This window comes from Pseudomonas huaxiensis, from assembly GCF_003231275.1.
Taxonomy (GTDB): Bacteria; Pseudomonadota; Gammaproteobacteria; order Pseudomonadales; family Pseudomonadaceae; genus Aquipseudomonas; species Aquipseudomonas huaxiensis.
This window is the reverse complement of sequence record NZ_QKVL01000023.1, coordinates 77,114-100,283: the sequence shown is the minus strand read 5'-3', so window position 1 is coordinate 100,283 and position 23,170 is coordinate 77,114. Positions and strand designations below refer to the sequence as shown.

Annotated in this window: 23 protein-coding genes; 18 read left to right on the top strand and 5 right to left on the bottom strand. The window is 64.6% G+C overall.

The genetic code is table 11. The features are described 5' to 3' along the window. Window positions 1-91 precede the first annotated feature (91 nt). Window positions 92-1,645, bottom strand: a complete 1,554-nt coding sequence (locus DM374_RS21575; protein ID WP_110971721.1) for a phospholipase D family protein — start codon at window positions 1,643-1,645, stop codon at window positions 92-94. A 58-nt stretch (window positions 1,646-1,703) separates the two neighbouring features. Then, entirely contained in the window at window positions 1,704-3,134 is a 1,431-nt protein-coding gene (locus DM374_RS21570; RefSeq protein WP_110971720.1) for an aminotransferase-like domain-containing protein, read from the bottom strand. A gap of 178 nt (window positions 3,135-3,312) precedes the next feature. Between DM374_RS21570 and DM374_RS21565 the strand changes: the two genes are divergently transcribed. Beyond that, the gene (locus DM374_RS21565; protein ID WP_110971719.1) at window positions 3,313-3,543 is read left to right on the top strand and encodes a DUF1127 domain-containing protein; all 231 of its coding nucleotides are present in this window, start codon (window positions 3,313-3,315) and stop codon (window positions 3,541-3,543) included. 6 nt (window positions 3,544-3,549) lie between these two features. On the opposite strand, the gene DM374_RS21560 is transcribed toward DM374_RS21565, so the two are convergent. Further along, window positions 3,550-4,854 (bottom strand): NAD(P)/FAD-dependent oxidoreductase, encoded by a 1,305-nt coding sequence (locus DM374_RS21560; protein WP_110971718.1) that lies wholly within the window; start codon window positions 4,852-4,854, stop codon window positions 3,550-3,552. A gap of 125 nt (window positions 4,855-4,979) precedes the next feature. Here DM374_RS21560 and DM374_RS21555 point away from each other — a divergent pair, with 125 nt between their 5' ends. Then, a complete protein-coding gene (locus DM374_RS21555; RefSeq protein ID WP_110971717.1) occupies window positions 4,980-5,333 on the top strand; it encodes a YkgJ family cysteine cluster protein in 354 nt (117 codons plus the stop codon). Window positions 5,334-5,336: 3 nt separating this feature from the next. On the opposite strand, the gene dadR is transcribed toward DM374_RS21555, so the two are convergent. Next, entirely contained in the window at window positions 5,337-5,825 is a 489-nt protein-coding gene (gene dadR, locus DM374_RS21550) for a transcriptional regulator DadR (protein WP_042121505.1), read from the bottom strand. Between the two features lie 155 nt (window positions 5,826-5,980). Between dadR and dadA the strand changes: the two genes are divergently transcribed. The 10 genes from dadA (at window position 5,981) to DM374_RS21500 (ending at window position 15,975) form a co-directional block, all read left to right on the top strand. Beyond that, window positions 5,981-7,282 (top strand): D-amino acid dehydrogenase, encoded by a 1,302-nt coding sequence (gene dadA / locus DM374_RS21545; protein ID WP_110971724.1) that lies wholly within the window; start codon window positions 5,981-5,983, stop codon window positions 7,280-7,282. Next, window positions 7,254-7,607, top strand: a complete 354-nt coding sequence (locus tag DM374_RS21540) for a RidA family protein (RefSeq protein WP_095158986.1) — start codon at window positions 7,254-7,256, stop codon at window positions 7,605-7,607. Before dadA ends, DM374_RS21540 begins: the two co-directional genes overlap by 29 nt. A 77-nt stretch (window positions 7,608-7,684) precedes the next feature. Next, entirely contained in the window at window positions 7,685-8,758 is a 1,074-nt protein-coding gene (alr, locus tag DM374_RS21535) for an alanine racemase (RefSeq protein ID WP_110971716.1), read from the top strand. Between the two features lie 106 nt (window positions 8,759-8,864). Beyond that, window positions 8,865-9,413, top strand: coding sequence for a cupin domain-containing protein (locus DM374_RS21530; protein ID WP_110971715.1), 549 nt, complete (start codon window positions 8,865-8,867; stop codon window positions 9,411-9,413). A gap of 173 nt (window positions 9,414-9,586) precedes the next feature. Beyond that, window positions 9,587-9,991, top strand: coding sequence for a c-type cytochrome (locus DM374_RS21525; protein WP_110971723.1), 405 nt, complete (start codon window positions 9,587-9,589; stop codon window positions 9,989-9,991). 123 nt (window positions 9,992-10,114) lie between these two features. After that, window positions 10,115-12,037: an acetyl-CoA hydrolase/transferase C-terminal domain-containing protein gene (locus tag DM374_RS21520; protein WP_110971714.1), complete on the top strand. Its 1,923-nt coding sequence runs from the start codon at window positions 10,115-10,117 to the stop codon at window positions 12,035-12,037. Between the two features lie 251 nt (window positions 12,038-12,288). Next, complete coding sequence (locus DM374_RS21515; protein WP_110971713.1) at window positions 12,289-13,188, top strand: TauD/TfdA dioxygenase family protein; 900 nt, start codon at window positions 12,289-12,291, stop codon at window positions 13,186-13,188. Window positions 13,189-13,206: 18 nt separating this feature from the next. Then, window positions 13,207-14,226, top strand: a complete 1,020-nt coding sequence (locus DM374_RS21510) for an ABC transporter substrate-binding protein (RefSeq protein WP_110971712.1) — start codon at window positions 13,207-13,209, stop codon at window positions 14,224-14,226. 4 nt (window positions 14,227-14,230) lie between these two features. Then, window positions 14,231-15,094 (top strand): ABC transporter ATP-binding protein, encoded by an 864-nt coding sequence (locus DM374_RS21505; protein ID WP_110971711.1) that lies wholly within the window; start codon window positions 14,231-14,233, stop codon window positions 15,092-15,094. A 14-nt stretch (window positions 15,095-15,108) separates the two neighbouring features. After that, window positions 15,109-15,975 (top strand): ABC transporter permease, encoded by an 867-nt coding sequence (locus tag DM374_RS21500; protein ID WP_110971710.1) that lies wholly within the window; start codon window positions 15,109-15,111, stop codon window positions 15,973-15,975. 1 nt (window position 15,976) lies between these two features. On the opposite strand, the gene DM374_RS21495 is transcribed toward DM374_RS21500, so the two are convergent. After that, a complete protein-coding gene (locus DM374_RS21495) occupies window positions 15,977-16,987 on the bottom strand; it encodes a helix-turn-helix transcriptional regulator (RefSeq protein WP_110971709.1) in 1,011 nt (336 codons plus the stop codon). 205 nt (window positions 16,988-17,192) lie between these two features. Here DM374_RS21495 and DM374_RS21490 point away from each other — a divergent pair, with 205 nt between their 5' ends. The 6 genes from DM374_RS21490 to DM374_RS21465 all read left to right on the top strand — a co-directional run bounded on the left by DM374_RS21490 (window position 17,193) and on the right by DM374_RS21465 (window position 23,139). Then, on the top strand, window positions 17,193-18,008 hold the full coding sequence (locus DM374_RS21490; protein ID WP_110971722.1) for a tetratricopeptide repeat protein: 816 nt from the start codon (window positions 17,193-17,195) through the stop codon (window positions 18,006-18,008). 113 nt (window positions 18,009-18,121) lie between these two features. Then, a complete protein-coding gene (locus tag DM374_RS21485) occupies window positions 18,122-18,574 on the top strand; it encodes a MarR family winged helix-turn-helix transcriptional regulator (protein WP_110971708.1) in 453 nt (150 codons plus the stop codon). After that, window positions 18,571-20,661 carry an FUSC family protein gene (locus DM374_RS21480; protein ID WP_110971707.1) on the top strand — a complete coding sequence of 697 codons (2,091 nt, stop codon included), beginning with the start codon at window positions 18,571-18,573 and terminating at the stop codon, window positions 20,659-20,661. The genes DM374_RS21485 and DM374_RS21480 overlap by 4 nt, the downstream gene beginning before the upstream one ends. After that, window positions 20,658-20,870: a DUF1656 domain-containing protein gene (locus DM374_RS21475; RefSeq protein ID WP_095158997.1), complete on the top strand. Its 213-nt coding sequence runs from the start codon at window positions 20,658-20,660 to the stop codon at window positions 20,868-20,870. The genes DM374_RS21480 and DM374_RS21475 overlap by 4 nt, the downstream gene beginning before the upstream one ends. Further along, the gene (locus DM374_RS21470) at window positions 20,867-21,742 is read left to right on the top strand and encodes an efflux RND transporter periplasmic adaptor subunit (protein ID WP_110971706.1); all 876 of its coding nucleotides are present in this window, start codon (window positions 20,867-20,869) and stop codon (window positions 21,740-21,742) included. The genes DM374_RS21475 and DM374_RS21470 overlap by 4 nt, the downstream gene beginning before the upstream one ends. After that, window positions 21,739-23,139 carry an efflux transporter outer membrane subunit gene (locus DM374_RS21465; RefSeq protein WP_110971705.1) on the top strand — a complete coding sequence of 467 codons (1,401 nt, stop codon included), beginning with the start codon at window positions 21,739-21,741 and terminating at the stop codon, window positions 23,137-23,139. The genes DM374_RS21470 and DM374_RS21465 overlap by 4 nt, the downstream gene beginning before the upstream one ends. Window positions 23,140-23,170 lie beyond the last annotated feature (31 nt).

Below are 23,170 nucleotides of genomic sequence, written 5' to 3'. Positions count from 1 at the left end.
ATGGCCCGCCGATATGGATCTGGAATCAAGAACGGCACCATGACAACCGCAACGTGCTCCAGCTCTCACCACGGCCGCGCCCAACCCCACCTCACAGCATCTTCTCCAACCCGACAGCCTTGGTGATCCATGCATTGAATCGCCGCCACAGGCCGCCGGGTTCGGTGGTCAGCACGCGCTGCTGGCCGTTGTCCTCGGTGACCCACACCAGCTTGCCGTCCTGCAATTTCACCTGATACGCCACCGCTGGCGCCGTGCCCTGGATCGCCAGGTCGCGGGTGTATTGCGCGAGCTCCGGGCTGTCCACCAGCACGCCGACTTCGGTGTTCCACAGCACCGAGCGCGGGTCGAAGTTGAACGAGCCGATGAAGGTCTTCTGGCGGTCGAAGACGATGGCTTTGCTGTGCAGGCTCGAATCCGAGCCGCCCCTGACGCTGTAGCGCGGTTGCCCAGGATCACCGGGCTGGCGCCGCAGTTCGAAGAGCTTCACGCCATGTTCCAGCAACGCCTTGCGATAAGGCGCGTAGCCACCGTGCACGGCGGGTACATCGGTGGCTTCCAGGGAGTTGGTCAGAAGGCTGACCGAGACGCCGGCGTCGGCGCGGCCGGTCAGGTACAGCAGGCCCGGCTCGCGGGGCACGAAGTACGCCGAGATGAGGATCAGCTCATGGCGCACGTTGTTGAGGTCCGGCGCCAGTTGCTGGCTCATCAGCAACTGCGGGTCCGGCTCGTCGTCGGCCAGCACCTTGCTCGGCGCATCCCACAGGGCCTTGCTGTGGGCCCAGATCAGTTCATTGCGCCAAAGGTCGAGGCGCGGCTGGGTCTGGTAGGCCATCAGCCGGTCGTAGAGTTGTTTGTGCTGCAGCCGCGCTTCGGCGAGTGACTGTTCCAGGCGCTGGCGGCTGGCGCGCAGGTCGTCGGCGTCCGGCTGGCGGTAGAGGAAGTCACCAATGGGCTGGCTCAGGGCACTGTTCCAGTATTGATCGAAGCTGTGCCCCAGTTGCTCGGCGACCGGGCCGACGCCCAGCAGGTCGATGTCGGTGAAGTTCAGGTTCGGCTCGGCGTCGAAATAGGCGTCGCCCAGGTTGCGTCCGCCGACGATGGCCATGCTGTTGTCCACCAGCCACAGCTTGTTGTGCATTCGCCGGTGCTGGCGCGAGAGGTTGAACAGCCGGCCCATGGCGCGGGTGACGCCGGTGCTGCGGCCCAGTTGCAGCGGGTTGAACACGCGGATCTGGATGTTCGGATGGGCGGCCAGTACGCCCATCTGGGTGTCCTGGCCATCGCTGGTGGTGTCGTCGAGCAGGATGCGCACCCGCACGCCGCGATCGGCGGCGGCCAGCAGTTCGTGCACCAGCGCGCGGGTGCTGAGGCCGTCGTTGACGATGTAGTACTGCAGGTCGATGCTGCTTTGCGCGTTGCGGACCAACTCGGCGCGGGCGCGGAAGGCTTCGTTGCTGTTGGGCAGCAGGCGGAAGCCGGAGCGCCCGTCATAGGCGGCGGCCTGGCGCTGCACCGAACGGCCGAACGGCGAGTCGCTGGCCGGCAGGGCCTGGCTGACATCGCGCGGCACGCTGACGCTGGCGCAGCCACTGAGGGCCAGTAGCAGGGTGAGCAGAAAGGGCAGGAGCCGATGACTGGTCAAATGAGGATTCCGTGGTCGCGGGGCAGTTGAACTGTAGACCGCGCGAAGCAGCGCAACGTTACCCGGCGATTACCTCCTCGGCCAGTAGACGAATGGCGGTTTCGCCGACGGTGCGCACCGCAGCTTCGATCGCCGGGCTCGGCCGGGCGGCGTAGTTCATGCGCAGGCAATTGCGGTATTTGCCGGAGGCGGAAAAGATGCTGCCCATGGCGATCTGTACGCCTTGCCCGAGCAAAGCGCGATTCAGGCGCAGGGTGTCGAAGTGCTCCGGCAATTCGACCCAGAGCAGGAAGCTGCCCTGTGGCCGGCTGACCCGCGTGCCTTTTGGGAAGTAGCGGGTGACCCAGTCGATCATCTGGTCACGGCCACGCTGGTACTGGCTGCGCATGCGCCGCAAGTGGGGCTGGTAGTGGCCGGCCTCGATGAAGTCGGCGATCGCCAGTTGCGGCTGCGGCGCGGTGCTGCCGGTGCTGATGTACTTCATGTGCAGCACCCGCTCGAAGTAGCGCCCCGGCGCGACCCAGCCGATGCGCAGGCCGGGGGCGAGGGTCTTGGAGAAGGAACTGCACAGCAACACGCGTCCGTCATCGTCGAAGGACTTGATGGTCCGCGGTCGTGGGTAGGTGTAGGCCAGGTCGCCATACACATCGTCTTCGAGGATCGCCACGTCGAAGCGCTGTGCCAGGCTCAACAGGGCGCGCTTGCGGGCCTCGGGCATGATGTAGCCGAGCGGGTTGTTGCAGCTTGGCGTTACCTGGATCAGCTTGATCGGCCATTGTTCCAGCGCCAGTTCGAGGGCTTCGAGGCTGATGCCGGTGAGCGGGTCGGTGGGGATTTCCATGGCCTTCATGCCCAGGCCCTTCAGGGTCTGCATGGCACCGTGGAAGCTCGGTGAATCCACCGCGACGATGTCGCCTGGTTCACACACGGCGCGGATGCTTGCCGACAACGCTTCGTGGCAGCCGGTGGTGATCACCAGATCAGCCGCGTTCACCGTGCAGCCGGAGTCGAGCATCAGCCGCGCCACTTGCTCGCGCAGGGCCAGGTTGCCGCTGATGGTGTCGTAGTAGAGGCCCGGCATGTCCTGGCGACGGCTGAGCTGGGCCAGGCTGCGCAGCAGCGGTTTCAGGGTCGGGCTGTCGACATCCGGCATGCCGCGCCCCAGTTGCACCACATCCTTGCGCGGCACGCTGCGCACCAGCTCCACCACGTGTTCCCACTGGGAGATATCCACAGGCCTTTGCGCCGGGCGACCGATCGCCGGCAGTGCCGGGAGGTTGCGATGTTGTGGCACGAAGTAGCCGGACTTGGGCCGCGGTGCCACCAGGCCGTTGTCTTCCAGCAGTCGATAGGCCTGCTGCACGGTGCTCAGGCTGACCCCGTGCTCAAGGCTCAGGGCGCGTATTGACGGCAGGCGATCACCCGGGCGGTACAGGCCCTGTTCAATGCGGGCGCCCAGCAGTTCGGCGAGGTTCAGGTAGAGGGTCATGAGCGTACTCCAGACAGATCTGTAGGACATAACCAGTACAGATGTCGGAAAAATACAGCATTCAGAGCGAATTTGGCGAAATCTGTATGGGAATAATAGTCGTTGGTTGGATCTGTAATGCTTTTCCCCGGACGCGCATCCTTTCTCTACGGTTTCCCACCCTGAACGGAGTGACGCGATGAACGGCCTGAGTGATGTGCGATTGAAGTTGTATGGCTGCGAGCTGGAGCAAGGCCAGCGCAAATCACTGATCAAGACGCCGACCGGCATGGGCCGCCTGGGTCTGATGCTACATCGCTGGCGCACCCGCCGGGCGTTGCTCGACCTGACGCCCGATCAGTTGAAAGACATCGGCCTGAGCCGCGAGGCTGCACAGGAAGAAGGGCTCAAGCCGTTCTGGCGCTCCTGATACGGATCAGGCCAGTGCCTTGAGCCGGTGCCAGAGCATGCCCAGCGCCAGCAATGGCGAGCGCAGGTGTTTGCCGCCAGGGAAGGTGATGTGTGGCACCCGGTCGAACAGATCGAAGCGCCCGCTCTGCTGGCCGCTGATTGCTTCCCCAAGTATCCGCCCGGCCAGGTGCGTGGCATTCAGTCCATGCCCGGCATACGCCTGCGCGTAATACACATTGGGCTGCTCACGCAGTCGCCCGATCTGTGGCAGGCGGTTGGCGCCGATCCCGATCATGCCGCCCCACTGGAAGTCGATGCGCACGTCTGCCAGTTGCGGGAATACCTTGAGCATTTTCGGCCGCATGTAGGCGCCGATGTCCTTCGGGTCACGGCCGGAATAGTGGCAGGCACCGCCGAACAGCAGCCGGTTATCGGCGGACAGGCGGAAGTAATCCACCGTTACCCGTTGGTCGCACACGGCCATGTTCTGCGGCAGCAGTTGTCGCGCCCGTTCTTCGCCCAGCGGTTCGGTGGCGATGATGTAGCTACCGGCGGGAAGAACCTTGCCGCCCAGTTCGCGGTTGAGGTCGTTGAGGTAGGCGTTGCAGCACAGCACCAGGGTGCTGGCGCGGACGCTGCCGTGCTCGGTGTGCACCGTTACCTGCGGGCCGTAGTCGATGCGGGTGACCGCGGATTCTTCGAAAATCTGTACACCCAGTTGCGTCGCCGCCGCCGCCTCGCCGAGGGCGAGATTCAGCGGGTGCAGATGGCCGGAACCCATGTCGATCAGGCCGCCGGCGTAGCGGTCCGAGCCGATTACGCTGTGCATCTGCCCGGGCGGGACCAGGCGCAGTTCGTGGCGATAGCCAAGGTCGCGCAGGGCCTGGGCTTCTTCGGCGAAATCGTCGAATTCGCCGGGCTTGTTCGCGAGGTCACAGTAGCCCCAGGTCAGGTCGCAGGGGATAGCGTGGCGCTCGACGCGCTGGCGGACGATTTCCACTGCTTCCAGGCCCATCAGCTTCATCTGGCGCACGCCGTCTTCGCCGATCACCGAGTGAAACTGTTCAAGGCCGTGGCCGACACCACGGATCAGTTGTCCGCCGTTGCGCCCACTGGCGCCCCAGCCGACCTTGCGGGCTTCCAGCAGGATCACGCTGAAACCGCGGTCGGCCAGCTCGAGGGCGGTGTTCAGCCCCGAGTAACCGCCGCCGACCACACAGACGTCGCAGCGCAGTTCGCCGGTCAGGCGCGGGTAATCCGGCCGTGGGACGCTGCTGGCGGCGTAGTAGGAAGCGGTGTGCGAGGTTGGCTGCTGAACGCGGGCGTTCATGGGGGTTATCCTGAGTCTGGATTCATATAAAGTCGACGCAGCATATGCCGCGCTTTCGTGGCCGGGCAACCGTCAGGCAAAATGGCCGGGTTTTTCCTTGCCCGTCCTTTCCGGTGCCCCCTTCGATGTCCTGTAACAGCCACAAGATCCGCTTCCTGCGCGACCAGATTCCTTCCTTCGACTGCGTCCCGGGTTGCCACGATTGCTGTGGGCCGGTGACCACCTCCAGCGAGGAGATGGCACGCCTGCCGCGCAAGAGCGCCGAGGAGCAGGAAGCCGCACTGGCCGAGCTCAACTGCGTGCACCTCGGGCCCCAGGGCTGCACGGTGTACGAGGAACGGCCGCTGATCTGCCGGCTGTTTGGCACCACCCCGCGTTTGCCGTGCCCACGGGGGCGCGGCCCGCAAGAGATGATCGATGCGGGAGCCGAGCACCTGGTTCATCAGTTCATCGCCAGCACCCGTCAGGTGCTGGTGTAGGAATCAGTCAGGAATCGGCAGGTTCAGGCTTTCCTTCACTTCTTCCATGACGATGTAGCTCTTCGACTCGCGCACGTGCGGCAGCTTCAGCAGGATGTCGCCGAGCAGCTTGCGGTACGAAGCCATTTCGGAAATCCGCGCCTTCACCAGATAGTCGAAATCACCCGAGACCAGATGGCATTCCAGCACGTGCGGCAGCTTGAGCACGGCGCGGCGGAATTCCTCGAAGGTGTCGCCGGACTTGTAGTCCAGGCTGATCTCCACGAACACCAGCAGGCTGCCCTTGAGGTGCTGCGGATTGAGGCGGGCGTTGTAGCCCATGATGATGCCTTCGCGCTCCAGGCGGCGGACCCGCTCGGTGCACGGTGTGGTCGAAAGCCCGACCTTTTCGCCCAGCTCGGTGAAGGAAATACGCCCGTCGGTCTGCAGGATGCGCAGGATATTCCGGTCGATCTTGTCCAGTTCACGCTTGCTTTGGTGCTGGGTTCTCATAGTGGATGCCCCTTTGTAAAAGCCGACTTTGCCGAGAATTCTCGCCAAATATAGGTTTTTATATAGTGAAATGCACTGCCTCGAGTTTTTTACACTGCGCGCATTCATGCCTTTCACAATAAATGTCGGCGGTGCGCCGCTTCGAGGGATACAACATGCGCGTTCTGGTACTTGGTAGCGGTGTGATCGGAACCGCCAGTGCCTACTATCTGGCCCGGCAAGGTTTCGAGGTCGTGGTGGTCGATCGCCAGCCGGCGGTGGCCATGGAAACCAGTTTCGCCAACGCCGGTCAGGTGTCGCCAGGTTATGCCTCGCCGTGGGCCGCGCCGGGCGTTCCGCTGAAAGCCATCAAGTGGCTGCTGGAGCGCCACGCGCCATTGGCCATCAAGGCTACGGGCGACGTCGATCAGTACCTGTGGATGGCCCAGATGCTGCGCAACTGCACCGCCAATCGCTACGCGGTGAACAAGGAGCGCATGGTGCGTCTGTCCGAGTACAGCCGCGACTGCCTCGATGAACTGCGCGCCGAAACCGGCATCGCCTACGAAGGCCGCTCCCTCGGCACCACCCAACTGTTCCGCACCCAGGCGCAACTGGACAACGCGGCCAAGGACATCGCCGTCCTCGAACAGGCCGGCGTGCCTTACGAACTGCTGGACCGCGAAGGCATTGCTCGCGTCGAGCCGGCCCTGGCCAATGTTTCCGATATCCTCGCCGGTGCCCTGCGTCTGCCGAATGACCAGACCGGCGACTGCCAACTGTTCACCACCCGCCTGGCGGAAATGGCGATCAAGCTGGGCGTCGAGTTCCGCTTCGGCCAGAACATCCAGCGCCTGGACTTCGCTGGCGACCGTATCAATGGCGTGTGGATCGACGGCAAGCTGGAAACCGCCGACCGCTACGTGCTGGCGCTCGGCAGCTACTCGCCGCAATTGCTCAAGCCGCTGGGCATCAAGGCGCCGGTGTATCCGCTCAAGGGTTACTCTCTGACCGTGCCGATCACCAACCCGGACATGGCACCGACCTCCACCATCCTCGACGAGACCTACAAGGTCGCGATCACCCGTTTCGACAACCGCATCCGTGTTGGCGGCATGGCTGAAATTGCCGGTTTTGACCTGTCGCTGAACCCGCGTCGGCGCGAAACGCTGGAGATGATCGTCAACGATCTCTATCCTCTTGGCGGCAACCTGCGCGAGGCCGAATTCTGGACCGGTCTGCGCCCGACCACGCCGGACGGTACGCCGATCGTGGGTGCCACACCGTTCCGCAACCTGTTCCTCAACACCGGTCACGGCACGCTCGGCTGGACTATGGCTTGCGGTTCCGGCCGCCTGCTGGCTGACCTGATTGCACGGAAAAAGCCGCAGATCAGTGCCGAAGGCCTCGATATTTCACGCTACGGACAACACCAGGAGACCGCCAAGCATGGCAATCCAGCGCCAGCTCACCAATGAGCGTATGAGTCAGATCGTCACCCACAACGGCACCCTGTATCTGGCGGGCCAGGTGGGCAACGACATGAACGCCGGGATCGAACAACAGACCCGTGAAACGCTGGGCAATATCGAACGCCTGCTGGACCTGGCAGGTACCGACAAGAACCGTCTGCTTTCGGTGACCATTTACCTGAAAGACATCGATGCCGACTTCCAGGGCATGAACGCGGTGTGGGACAAGTGGCTGCCCAAAGGCGTCGCGCCGGCCCGTGCCACGGTCGAAGCCAAGCTTTGCGAACCGGAAATCCTGGTTGAAATGTCGGTGGTCGCCGCACTTCCGTAAGACTCTCTCGTCCTCACCCGGTGCCGTTCAGGCGCCGGGTCTTTTTTCCTCAAACAGACTGCCAGAAGGCTGCCGTCATGCGTCCCGCCCGTGCCCTGATCGACCTGCAAGCACTCCGCCACAACTTCCAGATTGCCCGTCAACTCTCCGGGGCCCGCGCCCTGGCGGTGATCAAGGCCGATGCCTACGGGCATGGCGCGGTGCGCTGCGCCCAGGCGCTGGAAGCCGAGGCCGATGGTTTTGCCGTGGCCTGCATCGAAGAGGCGCTGGCGCTGCGCGAGGCGGGGATCAAGGCACCGGTGCTGCTGCTGGAAGGCTTCTTCGAGGCCGACGAACTGCCGTTGATCGTCCAGCACGACTTCTGGTGTGTGGTGCATTCGCTGTGGCAACTGGAGGCGATCGAGAAGGCCGCGCTGGCCAAGCCGATTCAGGTCTGGCTCAAGCTCGACTCGGGCATGCACCGGGTGGGTCTGCATCCGAAGGACTATCAGCCTGCGTACCAGCGCCTGCAGGCCAGCGGCAAGGTGTCGAAGATCGTGCTGATGAGCCACTTCGCCCGCGCCGACGAACTGGACAGTCAGGCCAGCAACGACCAGGTGGCCGTGTTCCAGGCCGCACGTCAGGGCCTGGATGCCGAAGTCAGCCTGCGCAACTCGCCGGGCGTGCTTGGCTGGCCACAGATTCCGAGTGACTGGGTGCGTCCGGGCATCATGCTCTATGGCGCCACCCCGTTCGAAACCTCGCACGCCCAAGCGGACCTTTTAAAGCCGGTGATGACCCTCAAATCCCGCGTCATCAGCGTGCGTGAATTGCCCGCCGGTGAGCCGGTGGGCTACGGCGCGCGCTTTGTCAGCCAGCGCCCTACGCGGGTTGGTGTGGTCGCCATGGGCTACGCCGACGGCTACCCGCGTCACGCCCCAACCGGCACGCCGGTGGTGGTCGCCGGCCAGCGCAGCCAGCTGATTGGGCGGGTTTCCATGGACATGTTGTGCATCGACCTCACCGACGTGCCACAAGCCGGTCTCGGCAGTCCGGTGGAGTTGTGGGGCAAGCGGGTACTGGCCAGCGAGGTGGCGGCGAAGGCCGATACCATTCCCTATCAAATCTTTTGCAACCTGCGCCGGGTACCGCTGATCTATACCGGAGAGTGACGCGCCATCACTGACGAGCTGCGGGTCGAAGTGTTGTAAATACTGAACGCTGTTGCGATGATGGCGCACATTTCGACCCCATACGTTCGTCAGGAGGGCTCCAGCATTGGACGTCGGTGAACGACTACAAGCCATTCGCAAGCTCAAGGGCCTGTCTCAGCGGGAACTCGCCAAGCGCGCGGGCGTGACCAACAGCACCATCTCGATGATCGAGAAAAACAGCGTGAGCCCGTCCATCAGCTCGCTGCGCAAGGTGCTGGGCGGTATTCCGATGTCGATGATGGAGTTTTTCTCCGAAGACCTGCTGCCGGAAAACCCGAAGCAGATCGTCTACAAGGCCCACGAACTGATCGACATTTCGGACGGCGCCGTGACCATGAAGCTGGTCGGCAAGGGCCATCCAAGCCGCGCCATCGCCTTTCTCAACGAGATCTACCCGCCAGGCGCCGACACCGGCGAAGAAATGCTCACCCATGACGGCGAAGAGACCGGCATTTTGCTCGAAGGTCGGCTGGAACTGGTGGTGGGCATGGAAACCTTCATCCTCGAGGCGGGCGACAGCTATTATTTCGAAAGCACCAAGCCGCACCGCTTCCGCAATCCCTACGATGAGCCGGCACGGCTGATCAGCGCAGCCACCCCGGCGAACTTCTGAAAAGAGGCTTGCGAACAGAGCGTGGCGCGGCTGATTGTCGCGGCTAAACCCCTTTAGTCTGTAGGGCTGTTTCGGTGCGGCGGGGTTCCCGCTATACTTGCGCCGCCTGCGAATCCGTGGCCGCGGGCGTGACTAGCCACCATGAGGGTGTACGTGTGAACCTAATCAAGAAAATGCTGGCCGTACCAGCTACCGTAGTGGCCCTTTGGGCAGTCAGTGCTCAGGCTACGACCAACGACGAGATCGCCAAGCGACTGGAACCCGTCGGCCAGGTCTGCGTCCAGGGTCAGGAATGCAAGGGAATGGAAGTGGCTGCCTCCGCTGCTGGCGGCGGTGCCAAAACCGCGGATGAAATCATCGCCAAGCACTGCAATGCCTGCCATGGCACCGGTCTGCTGGGCGCGCCGAAAGTTGGCGATACCGCAGCCTGGAAAGAGCGTGCCGACCACCAGGGTGGTCTCGATGGCATCCTCGCCAAGGCGATCACCGGCATCAACGCCATGCCGCCGAAAGGCACCTGCGCCGACTGCTCGGATGACGACCTGAAAGGCGCCATCAAGAAGATGTCCGGCCTGTAAGCCTCGCGAACCCCGCAACGAAGCCCGCCTTGTGCGGGCTTCGTCGTTTCTGGCTACCGTGCAGTAATTCGGACAGCCGCCCGGTCCAAGCTGTACTCACGGGCGCCACGGGGAGACGGCACAGTGCACAGGTATTCGATCGAGAACGCGGTGGAGCAGGTGCTGGCGCAATTGCCGGCGCATATTCACATGGGCTTGCCGCTGGGGCTGGGCAAGCCCAACCGGTTCGTCAACGCGCTGTATGCACGGGTGCGGGAACTGCCGGAGCGGCGCTTGACCATCTACACCGCGCTGACCCTCGGCCGCCCCGATCTTGGCGACGGCCTGCAGCGGCGCTTTCTCGAACCCTTCGTCGAGCGGGTGTTCGCCGATTACCAGGAGCTGGACTACCTCACCGACCTGCGCGCCAGCCGGTTGCCGGCGAACATCCGCGTCGAGCAGTTCTTCCTCCAGCCCGGCAGCCTGCTGCACAGCCCGCAGGCGCAGCAGGACTACGTCAGCAGCAACTACAGCCATGCCGCCCGTGACATCAATGCCAAGGGCCTGAACCTCATCGCGCAACTGGTGGCCGAGGACGACACCCGCCCCGATCACCTGAGCCTGAGCTGCAACCCCGACATCACCCTCGACCTGCTGCCGATGATCGCGCGCCGCCGCGCCGCCGGCGAAACCATCCTGCTGCTCGGGCAGGTGCACGCCGAGCTGCCGTACATGCCCGGCACGGCGGAGCTGGCGCGGGATGACTTCGACCTGCTGATCGACGCCCCGGAGCAGTGCCGGCTGTTTTCCACACCGAACATGCCGGTCAGCACCCAGGACCATCTGATCGGCGTGCACGCCAGCACCCTGGTGCGCGACGGCGGCACGCTGCAGATCGGCATCGGCGCCATGGGCGATGCACTGACCGCAGCGCTGCTGGCGCGACAGGCGGACACACCGGGGTATCAGGCGCTGCTGGGCGAGCTGGATCTGTCGCCGTGGCAAGGGCTGATCGAGCGGGAAGGCGGGGTCATGCCCTTTGTCCACGGGCTCTACGGTTGCAGCGAAATGTTCGTCAACGGTTTGCTGGCATTGCTCGAAGCGGGCATCGTCCGGCGTCCGGTGTATGCCGATGAAACGCGCCAGCAGGCGGCCAACGCTGGCGCGGCGGCGGACAGCGACGGCGTGTTGGTGCATGGCGGCTTTTTCCTCGGGCCGCGGGCGTTCTACCAGCGCCTACGCGAGCTGCCGATGGAGAGGCGCGCCCGGATCGCCATGGGTGCCATCAGCTTCATCAACGAACTGTACGGCCAGGAAGCGCTCAAGCGGTTGCAGCGCCGCGATGCCCGCTTCATCAACACGGTGTTCACCATGACCCTGATGGGCGCCGGTGTTGCCGACCAACTGGAAGACGGCCGCGTGCTCAGCGGCGTGGGCGGGCAATACAACTTCGTGGTCCAGGGCCATGCGCTGGAAGGCGCGCGTTCGATCCTGCTGCTGCGCTCCTGGCGCGAGGCGGGCGGTGAGGTGAATTCCAATATCGTCTGGGAGTACGGCCACTGCACCATTCCCCGGCACCTACGGGATGTGGTGATTACCGAATACGGCATCGCCGATCTGCGTGGTCAGACCGACGCCGAAGTCATCGCCCGCCTGCTGGCGATCAGCGACTCGCGCTTCCAGCCGCAGTTGCAGGCCCAGGCGCAGAAGGCCGGCAAGCTGGCGGAGGATTTCGTCCTCGATGCGCGCTTTACCGACAACACGCCGCAACGCCTGGAAGCGCTGCGCGCGCGGCATGGGCGGCTGTTCCCGGAGTATCCGCTGGGCTGTGATTTCACTGCCGAGGAGCGGGATCTGTTGCGGGCGCTGAACTGGCTGAAGAGCAAGTTCAAGCTGAGCGAGGCGCTGGAGCTGGGCAAGGCAGCACTGGATGCACCGGCGCCGGAGGCGTATCCGGCGCAATTGGCGCGGATGGGGCTGGAGAAGCCGGAGGGGTTGAAGGAGGAGGTGTATCAGCGGTTGTTGTTGGCGGGGTTGCAGGCGACGGCCGGGAGTTTTTCCGGGTGAGAGCAGGCCCATTTGGGGTTCATCGCGAGCAAGCTCGCTCCTACAGAGCACCGTAGGTGCGGGCCCCAAAAACCCGAATATTCTTATTCACTAAAGGTATTTAAATAATTTTTCTTATGCCTTTATAGTCAGTCCCCTGCGTACCCGCCGACCAATCGGCGCGCCGCACGAACACGAACCAACACGGCAAACCCGTGAGTTTCTTGATCGATGCGCGCACCTGTTGGGCGCGCTCTGTGTGGGAGTGAATCATGTCAGCGGCCTCTAACGTCTTGTCGTCCATCGACGGCGCGCAGCAACAAACCTTCGTAATACAGCCTTTCGACGGCGCAGTCGGCGCCGAGATCATCGGCCTCGACCTGTCCCTTCCGGTCAACGGTGAAGACTTCGCCCGCATCCACCGGGCTCACCTCGACCACCATGTCCTGGTCTTTCGCGACCAGCGCATAACCCCCGAACAACAGATCGCATTCAGCCGTCGTTTCGGCGTGCTGCAGATCCATGTGCTCAAGCAGTTCCTGCTGGCCAATCACCCGGAAATCCTCATCGTCTCCAACATTGTCGAGAACGGCCAGAACGTCGGCCTGGGCGATGCCGGCAAGTTCTGGCATTCGGACCTGTCGTACAAGGAGCTGCCGAGCCTGGGCTCGATGTTGCACGCCCAGGAACTGCCCAGCGAAGGCGGCGACACCCTGTTCGCCGACATGCACAAAGCCTGGGAAAACCTGCCGGAACACCTGCGCAAAGCGGTCGAAGGCCGCAGTGCGGCGCACTCCTACACTGCGCGCTACAGCGAAACCAAATTCGAAGGCAACTGGCGCCCGACCCTGACCGCCGAGCAACTGGCGCAGGTTCAGGAAGTCATCCATCCGGTCGTCCGCACCCACCCGGAAAACGGCCGCAAGGCGCTGTTCGTCAGCGAAGGCTTCACCACCCGTATCGTCGGCCTGCCCGAAGACGAAAGCCGGCAGATCCTCGCCGAGCTCTACGCCCACAGCGTGCTGGAGCAGAACATCTACCGCCATCAATGGCGCCCCCACGACCTTGTTTTCTGGGACAACCGCTCGTTGATCCACCTGGCCGCCGGCTGCCCGGCGCACCTGCGCCGCAAGCTGTACCGCACCACCATCCAGGGCGACGCCCCGTTCTGACCTGTCGAGGAATTCACCATGCGTAACTCATTCAGCCGCCTCGCGGCCAGTATCGGCCTGGGCGCCAGCCTGATCGCCGGCAGCCTTGTCGCACCGAGCGTGGCCCAGGCCGAAGGCGAAATCCGCATCGCCGAACAGTTCGGCATCGTTTACCTGCTGCTCAACGTCGTTCGCGACCAGGGCCTCATCGAGAAGCACGGCAAGGAGCAGGGCCTCGACATCAAGGTCGACTGGACCCAACTGTCCGGCGGCGCCGCGACCAACGACGCGCTGTTGTCCGGCTCGGTGGACATCGTCGGTGCCGGCGTCGGTCCGCTGCTGACCATCTGGGACCGCACCTACGGCCGGCAGAACGTCAAGGCCGTGGCGTCGCTCGGCAACTTCCCGTACTACCTGCTGAGCAGCAACCCGAACGTGAAGACCATCGCCGACTTCACCGAAAAAGACCGCATCGCCCTGCCGGCGGTGGGTGTCTCGGTGCAGTCGCGCTTCCTGCAATACGCCGCCGCCAAGCAGTGGGGCGACAAGGAATACAACCGTCTCGACAAGTACAGCCTGGCTGTCCCGCATCCAGACGCCACTGCGGCACTGCTGGCCGGTGGCACCGAGCTGAACGCGCACTTCTCCAATCCGCCGTTCCAGGACCAGGCGCTGGCCAACAAGGACGTCCACGTCGTGCTCGACACCTACGAGCTGCTCGGCCCGAACTCGCCGACGGTGCTGTTCACCACCGAGAAATTCCGCGCGGACAACCCCAAGACCTACAAGGCCTTCGTCGACGCGCTCGCCGAAGCGGCGGACTTCGCCCAACACGACAAGGCTGCGGCGGCAGACACCTATATCCGCGTGACCAAGGCCAAGATCAGCCGCGACGAACTGTTGAAAATCATCGACAACCCGAAGTACGAATTCAGCATCACGCCGAAGAACACCTATCCGCTGGCCGAGTTCCTGTACCGGGTCGGCGCCATCAAGCACAAGCCGGAATCGTGGAAGGACTACTTCTTCCAGGACGACAAGCCGTTGCAGGGGAGCTGAGTTAATGACCGCCCAATTGCAAGGCCACACGGCCAGCAAGCTGAGCCGCGTAGACACCCCACCGTTGTTGCAGGTGGATTCTCTCAGCCTGGAATACCGCACCGCGCAGCGCGTGGTGCGGGCCACCCACCAGGTCAGTTTCGACGTGGACAAGGGCGACCGCTTCGTCCTGCTCGGGCCGTCTGGCTGTGGCAAGTCGACCTTGCTCAAGGCCGTGGCCGGCTTCATCGAACCGAGCGAAGGCAGCATCCGCCTGCAAGGCCAGGCGGTGCATGGCCCCGGCCCTGATCGCATCGTGGTGTTCCAGGAGTTCGACCAGTTGCCGCCCTGGAAAACCGTGAAGCAGAACGTGATGTTCCCGCTGCTGGTGTCCGGCACCCTCAAGCGCGCCGAGGCCGAGCAGCGGGCGTTGCACTACCTGGAAAAAGTCGGCCTGGCAGCGTTCGCCGACGCCTATCCGCACACCTTGTCCGGCGGCATGAAAGCGCGGGTTTCGATTGCCCGGGCATTGGCCATGCAGCCGAAGGTCCTGCTCATGGACGAACCCTTCGCCGCGCTCGATGCGCTGACCCGGCGCAAGATGCAGGAAGAGCTGCTGGCGTTGTGGGAGGAGGTGCGGTTCACCCTGCTGTTCGTCACTCACTCCATCGAGGAAGCGCTGGTGGTGGGCAACCGTATTCTGCTGTTGTCGCCGCATCCGGGACGGGTGCGTGCCGAGATTCACAGCCATCAATACGACCTGCACAGCCTCGGCGGCACCGACTTCCAGGCCAGCGCCCGGCGCATCCACAACCTGTTGTTCGAAGACGGCCAGGCGCCGGCCGATGAGGTTGACCTGGGCTTCAACGACATTCGTATCGCCTACTGACCGGGAGCTTTCTCATGACTACTTCATCTTCCCCGCGTCAGGAATACGAGATCGCCCTGCAGCCTTGGGACGGCATCGCCCTGGAGCGCGAACTGCCGCTGGCCCAGCGCCTGTGGCAGCACCGTTGGCTGCGCAAGAGCGTGATCCTGATCGTGCTGGCGATCCTCTGGGAAGCCGCAGCCCGTTATCAGGGCAACGACCTTTTGCTACCAACCTTCCTGCAAACTGCCCATGCGCTGTACGACGGCCTGATCAGCGGCGAGCTGCTGGAGAAAGTCGGCGTGTCGCTGGTGGTGCTGCTCAAGGGCTATGTGCTGGGCATCGTCCTGGCGTTCGGCCTGACCAGCCTGGCGGTGTCCACGCAGATCGGCCGCGACCTGCTCGACACGCTGACCTCGATGTTCAACCCGTTGCCGGCCATCGCCCTGTTGCCGCTGGCGCTGCTGTGGTTCGGACTGGGCGAGAACAGCCTGATTTTCGTGCTGGTGCACTCGGTGCTCTGGGCCCTGGCGCTGAACACCTACGCGGGTTTTCTCGGCGTCAACGAAACCCTGCGCATGGCCGGGCGCAACTACGGTCTGCGCGGTTTGCGGCTGGTGGTGCACATCCTGGTGCCGGCGGCGCTGCCGTCGATCCTCTCGGGCCTGAAGATTGGCTGGGCCTTCGCCTGGCGCACACTGATCGCCGCCGAACTGGTGTTTGGCGCCACCAGCGGCAAAGGCGGGCTGGGCTGGTACATCTTCCAGAATCGCAACGAGCTGTACACCGACAAGGTGTTCGCTGGCCTTGCGGTGGTGATCCTGATCGGTCTGCTGGTGGAGAGTCTGGTGTTCAATGTGCTGGAGCGGGTGACGGTGCGGCGCTGGGGGATGCAGCGCTGAATCACTCGTCCTGATATTGCGCCGCCGCGCTGCTCAGGGTCTTGGCGATCAACTGGCGCAGCGCCGTTGGCTGTTCGACGATCAGTTCATCGCCCTGGCTGAGCAGCCACCAGCGCAGGCTCCAACTGTTGCTGACCGTGGCCTGGAGCCGGTGGCCATGTTCCAGGTCAGTCAGGGTCATGTCCGCTGACAGCGGCGTCTCGCGCACCAGCCGCGCGAGGTTGCTGCTAACCCAGGCGTGCAATTCAATCTTCTCGGCACTGCCGAACTGCAGGGCGTCGCTGCGCAGGTAGCTTTGCAGGTCGAAGGCGTCCAGGCCCTGGGCCGGACTGTCCAGCATGCTCAACTGGCGGAAGCGGTGCACCGCGAACTGACGGGTGTCGGTGAACGGTTGGGCGGTGGCGATCAGGTAGGCGACCTGGCCGCGCTGGATCAGCGCCAGCGGGTTGAGGGTCAGTTCGACGGTGCGGTCGGTGTGCGCCGAGTAGTACTGGCACTGCAACTGATATTCCTCAAGCAGGGCCTTTTGCACCGTTTCCAGAATGGCATCGGAGACCTCCGGGGCCTGCATGTTCATGTCCGGCCGCACGCTGGCGACCTTGTCGAGCCAGCGCGCTGCCTTGTTCTCCGACGAAAGGTGTTCCAGCTTTTGCCGGGCATGGCTGAAGCGCGCATCCAGCCCTTTGAGCATGCTGCCGGGGAGCAGGGGCCGCACCGCGTCTTCCACCAGCGCCAGGCTCAGCGCCTCGCCCACGCTGAGGCCGCGCAAGTCCACGTAGGCGTTCGCCGCCCAGTACCAACCGTAGGGAATACTGCGGTCGTTGCGCTCCAGCGGGAAGATCAGCGACAGCTCGTTGAGGTCGCGTTCGATGCTGCGCTTGCTGATGCTGAAGCCCGCGTCCTTGAGGCGCAGGACCAGCTCCGCGCTGGTGATGCCGGGGGAGCGGCTGGGGAGCTGGCGCAGCAATTCCCATTGACGGCTGAGGGTGGCGCGGGTGGTGGCGGAGGGCAAAACGGTCAGTCCTTGTCTAGGCTTGCGGCGAAAGCATGATGTCCAGCAGAAGGCATGGCAGTTTGCCATTAATTTACCCATTCAGGGATGAACCGTTGAATTGCCCCGACCAACGTGTCCGCGACAGGTTTTGTCGTGACGCCCAGCAGAATCACGCCTCAACGCCCGCGCAGAAACCAGGGAGGGCGGTTCAGTGAGGATGAACATGTCTGCTGCCAGCAATATCTACTCTCTGCTCGGGCGCCTCTTGCCCGAGCGTGTCGTGCCCGCGCCTGGCCGTCTGCGCGTGAGGCGGCTGTACACCGGCGTCGGCCTGCCGGCGCAGCGGGCGGCGCTGGGGGAGCGCTTCAGCCTGGTCAGCCTGCTGGATGAGGCTCCGGACTTGCTGGCGGTCTATGGCGATCTGCGTCGGCAGGCGCTGGAAGGCAGTATCACGGCGCTCAACGACCTGGGCTGGATCTGGCTCAACGGCCGCTACTGGCGCGCCGACCCGACGCTCGCCGGACACCTGCTGCGCATGGCGGCGTTACAGGGCAGTGCGGTGGCCTGGTTCAACCTTGGCCAGCAGCACTACTTCGGCAAGGGCGTGGAGATTTCCTATCTCAACGCCGCCGAGTATTACCGGCATGCCTTCGAGGCCGGGCTGGCCGAGGCTGCCGCAGCATTGGGCGATTTGTATGAAGAAGAGGTCTGCGATGGCGGCGGCAATCTCTGGTCGGTAGATCTGCAACAAGCCTACGAATGGTTTTTCCGTGGCGCCCAGCGTGGCGATGCGCGCTGCCGTTTCGAGGCGGGTTATCGCTTGCTGCACGGTCAGCAGGTCGCCGCCGACAGCCGTGCCGGGGTGTATTGGCTGGAGCTGGCGGCGGTGGCCGGGGTCGCGCAGGCGGCGGAAGAGCTGGCGTTGCACTTCAACACCAGCGGCAACGATCTACGTTATCTGTTCTGGCGCGACCAGGCCATCAGCCTCGGCAGCCCGCTGGCGCTGGCGATGAAACTGGAGGCCCAGTTGCGCATCTGATGTGGGGTCTGCGGCGCTCGACCGGCGCCGTGCCGAAAGGCTATTGACGCTCGGGGGCGTGATCGAAGAATATTGATAGTTAGCAAACTATGAATATGGTCACTACCGTTCCCATGAAACTCGACGCACTGCAAATGAACACCAGCAGCGGCATGGTCGCGGCCAGCCGCAACTGGCGGCGCATCTGCCAGACCACGCTGGCGCGCTTTGGCATTTCCGAAGCCTGCGCGGTGCCGCTGCTGATGATCCTGCGTCTGGGCGACGGCGTGCATCAGGTCGCGGTGGCGCAGGCGGTGGGGGTGGAAAGCCCGTCGCTGGTGCGCCTGTTGGACCAGTTGTGCGGCGCCGGTTTCGTCTGCCGCAGCGAAGACCCGGGCGACCGCCGGGCCAAGGCTCTGAGTCTGACGGACAAGGGCCGGGAACTGGCCGAGGCCATTGAAGGCGAACTGGTGCGTTTGCGCCGCGACGTGCTCAAAGACATTCCCGCCGCCGACCTCGAAGCCGCACTGCGCGTGATCAAGGCCTTCGAAGAGGCGGCCCAGCGCTCGCCGGGCCTGCCCCTGTGAAAGACTTCTTCAGCTCCATGCCTCCGGCGCGGGACTGGTTCTACGGCGTGCGCACCTTCGCCGCGTCGATGATCGCGCTGTACATCGCTCTGCTGCTGCAACTGCCGCGGCCTTACTGGGCGATGGCCACGGTGTACATCGTCTCCAGCCCGTTCGTCGGACCCACCAGTTCCAAAGCCTTGTACCGCGCCGTCGGCACGCTGATCGGCGCGGCCGGCGCGGTGTTCCTGGTGCCGATGCTGGTGCAGGCGCCGGTGCTGCTGACGATCGCTGTCGCGCTGTGGACCGCCACGCTGTTGTTCCTTTCGCTGCACCTGCGCACCGCCAACAGTTACACCCTGATGCTGGCCGGCTACACCTTGCCGATGATTGCGCTGCCGGTGGTCGACAACCCGCTGGCGGTGTTTGATATCGCTTCGTCGCGGGCCCAGGAAATCTGCCTCGGCATCGTCTGCGCGGCGGTGGTCGGCGCGGTGTTCTGGCCGCGCCGGCTGACCCCGGTGTTCGTCGGCGCCACCGGCAACTGGTTCGCCGAGGCGATCCGCTACAGCGACACCTTCCTTGCCCGCGACACCGCCGCCGACACGGTCGGCAGCCTGCGCGCCTCGATGGTCACCACCTTCAACTCGCTGGAAATGATGATCGGCCAGCTTTCCCATGAAGGCGCTCGTCCGCAGACGGTGAAGAACGCCCGCGAATTGCGCGGGCGGATGATCCACCTGCTGCCGGTGATCGATGCGCTGGACGACGCCTTGCTCGCCCTCGAAGCCCGCGCACCACAGCAGGCGCAAGCGTTGCAACCGCTGCTGGCGAGCACCCGCGAATGGCTGCGCGCCAGCGCCGATGACGCCTCGGTGGAACGCTGGTCGGCCCTGCGCGAACAGCTCGAGCGCCTGCAACCCAGCGTCGCCGAACTGGATGACCGCCCCGGCTTGCTGCTGTCCAACGCGCTGTATCGGCTCGGCGAGTGGATCGACCTGTGGCAGGACTGTTGCAGCTTGAAACACGCCATCGCCCGCGAAGACCTCTCGCCCTGGCGTGCCGTGTACCGGCACTGGCGACTGGGTCGGCTGACGCCGTTCCTCGACCGCGGCCTGATGCTCTATTCGGTGTTCTCCACCTTCACCGCGATCCTCGCCGCCACCGCCCTGTGGATCCTGACGGGCTGGGCCGATGGCGCCAGCGCAGTGATCCTCGCGGCGGTGGCGTGCAGCTTCTTCGCGGCGATGGACGACCCGGCGCCACAGATTTACCGGTTCTTCTTCTGGACCACGCTGTCGGTGGTGTTCGCCAGCCTCTACCTGTTCCTGGTGCTGCCGAACCTGCATGACTTCCCGATGCTGGTACTGGCCTTCGCCATCCCGTTCATCTGCGTCGGCACCCTGACCGTGCAGCCGCGTTTCTACCTCGGCACGCTGCTGACCATCGTCAACACCGCGTCGTTCATCAGCATTCAGGGCGCCTACGACGCCGACTTCCTGGCCTTCGTCAACGCCAACATCGCCGGGCCTGTCGGGCTGCTGTTCGCCTTCCTCTGGACCCTGGTGATGCGCCCGTTTGGCGTCGAGCTGGCGGCCAAGCGCCTGACCCGCTTCAGTTGGCACGACATCGTCGGCATGACCCGGCCAGCGACCCTCGCCGAACATCGCCGCCTCGGCGTGCAGATGCTTGACCGCCTGATGCAGCACTTGCCGCGCCTGAACCAGACCGGCCAGGACAGCGGCAGCGCCCTGCGTGACCTGCGCGTCGGCCTCAACCTGCTCGACCTGCTGGCGTACCTGCCGCGGGCGTCGGCGCAGCCTCGGGCGGCGCTGGAAAAGGTCATCGCGGAAGTCGGTGCGCACTTCCAGGCCTGCCTCGACGCCCGCGAGCGCCTGCACGCGCCGCCCGCGCTGCTGGGCAGCATGGAACTGGCACGCCGCGCCCTGAATATTGCGGCCATGGACGGCCACGGCGATGCCCGCCTGCACTTGCTGCACGCGCTCAGTGGTCTGCGCCTGGCGCTGCTGCCGGGTGTGGAAGTGGTGCTGGAGCCCGCCGACCGTCAACCGCAACTGCCTTATGGCATCGATGGAGCGCCCCTGTGATCGGTGAACTGGATATCAGCGGGGTGTTCCTGCCCACGCTGCTGGTGATGATGCTGCTGACCTATGTGCTGTTCCTCGCACTGCATGCCGTACTCAACCGCGTGCATTTCTATCGCCTGGTCTGGCACCGGGCACTCTTCAACGTTGCGCTCTACGCCGTGCTGCTCGGCACGGTGGACCACTTTTGCCGAAGCCTGATGCTGCCATGAAAAAACCTTTGTTGACCCTGGGCCGCGTGGTCCTGACGCTGCTGGTAGTGACCCTGGCGACCGTGCTGGTCTGGCAGATGGTCCTGTATTACATGTTCGCCCCCTGGACCCGCGACGGGCATATCCGCGCCGACGTGATCCAGATCGCCCCGGACGTCTCCGGCCTGATCCAGCAGGTCGAGGTCCGTGACAACCAATTGATCAAGCGCGGCGACGTGCTGTTCACCATCGACCAGGACCGCTTCCACCTGGCGTTGCGCCAGGCACAGGCGACCCTCGCCGAGCGCAAGGAAACCCTGGCCCAGGCGCAGCGCGAGACCAAGCGCAACAAGGGCCTCGGCAACCTGGTGGCGGCCGAGCAACTGGAAGAGAGCCAGTCACGCCAGGCCCGCGCCCAGTCGGCGCTGGATGAAGCCCAGGTGGCGGTGGACGCGGCGCAGCTCAACCTCGACCGTTCGGTGGTGCGCAGCCCGGTCAACGGCTACCTCAACGACCGCGCGCCGCGGGCCCATGAGTTTGTCAGTGTTGGCCGTCCGGTGCTGTCGGTGGTGGACAGCGAGTCGTACCACGTCGATGGCTACTTCGAGGAAACCAAGCTGTCCGGTATCCAGATCGGCCAGTCCGTGGACATCCGCGTGATGGGCGACAGCACCCGCCTGCGCGGCCATGTGCAGAGCATCGCCGCCGGCATCGAAGACCGCGATCGCAGCAGCGGCGCCAATCTGCTGCCCAACGTCAACCCGGCGTTCAGCTGGGTGCGGCTGGCGCAGCGGATTCCGGTGCGGATCGCCTTCGACGACGTGCCAGCGGACTTCCGCCTGATCGCCGGGCGGACCGCCACGGTGTCGATCATCGAGGACGCGCATCAATGAAAACGCTGTCGGTGCTGGGCGTCAGCCTGATGCTCTCGGCCTGCCAGATGGTCGGGCCGGATTACCACCTGCCGGAGAATGCGGCGGTCAACCGTGGCGACCTGCAAGGTGCGTTGCGCGCCGATGCCGACAGCGTGGTGTCGGCGCCGGTGCCGGGTGACTGGTGGCGGCTGTACCGTGACGGGCGGCTGGATACGCTGGTCAATCAGGCGCTGGCGGCCAACAGCGAGCTGCGCGTGGCCGCGGCCAACATCGCCCGCGCTCGCGCTCAGGTCGAGGAAGCCGAGGCCCAGGGTGGTTTCAATGGCGGCGTGAAGCTGGGGGCGCAGCGCTTGCAGGAGTCGGGGGAAGCGTTCCTGCTGCCGGAGAAAGTGCCGGTGGCGAATATCGGCGAGGCGATTCTCAGCGCGTCCTATCAATTCGACCTATGGGGCACCCTCAAGCGTGGTGTCGAGGCGGTCCAGGCCAATGCCGACGCCGCCCAGGCCGCGGCGGACACCGCGCGCATCACCGTGGTCGCCGACGTGGTTCGCGCCTACACCCAGGTGTGCGCGGCCAACGAGGAACTGCACATCGCCCGCGAGTCGCTGGATCTGCAAGAGCAGGGCGTCAGCCTGACCCAGCGCCTGCGCGATGCCGGCCGTGGCGACGAAACCCAGGTGACCCGCTCGGAAACCCGCTTCAAATCCCTGCGCGCCGAGCTGCCGCGCTACCAGGCAGCCCGCGAGGCTGGCCTGTACACCTTGTCGATGCTGCTGGCCAAACCGGTCGACCAGTTGCCTGTCGGAACCGCCGACTGCGCCGAGCTGCCGCACATCGCCCAACTGATTCCGGTGGGCGATGGCGCCGCGTTGCTCAAGCGCCGCCCCGATGTGCGGCGGGCCGAGCGCCAGTTGGCAGCAGCCACCGCGACCATCGGCGTGGCCACTGGTCAGTTGTACCCGGATATCAGCATCGGCGCGCAGGTCGGCACCATCGGCATCCTGGAAAACCTCGGCAAACCGGCGACCAACCGTTGGGGCTTTGGTCCGCTGCTGACCTGGACTGTACCGACAAACGGCTCGCGGGCGCGGATTCGTGAAGCAGAAGCCAGCACCCAAGCCGCGCTGGCGAACTTCGACGGCGTGGTGCTCAACGCCATTCGCGAAACCCAGACCAGCCTGGCCCAGTACAGCGCCTTGCTGGACCGTCGTGATGCATTGCAAGACGCGGAGCGCTCGGCGCGGCTGGCGGCGGATCAGACCCACCGCTTCTACCAGGCTGGCCGGGCGTCCTTCCTCGCCGACCTCGAAGCGACCCGCACCTACACCGACATGCGCGCGCAATTGGCGACGGCCAATACCCAGGTGGCGATGGGGCAGATCGGGTTGTTCCTGGCTTTGGGCGGAGGCTGGTAGTCCGCAATCGCTGGCAAGCCAGCTCCCACAG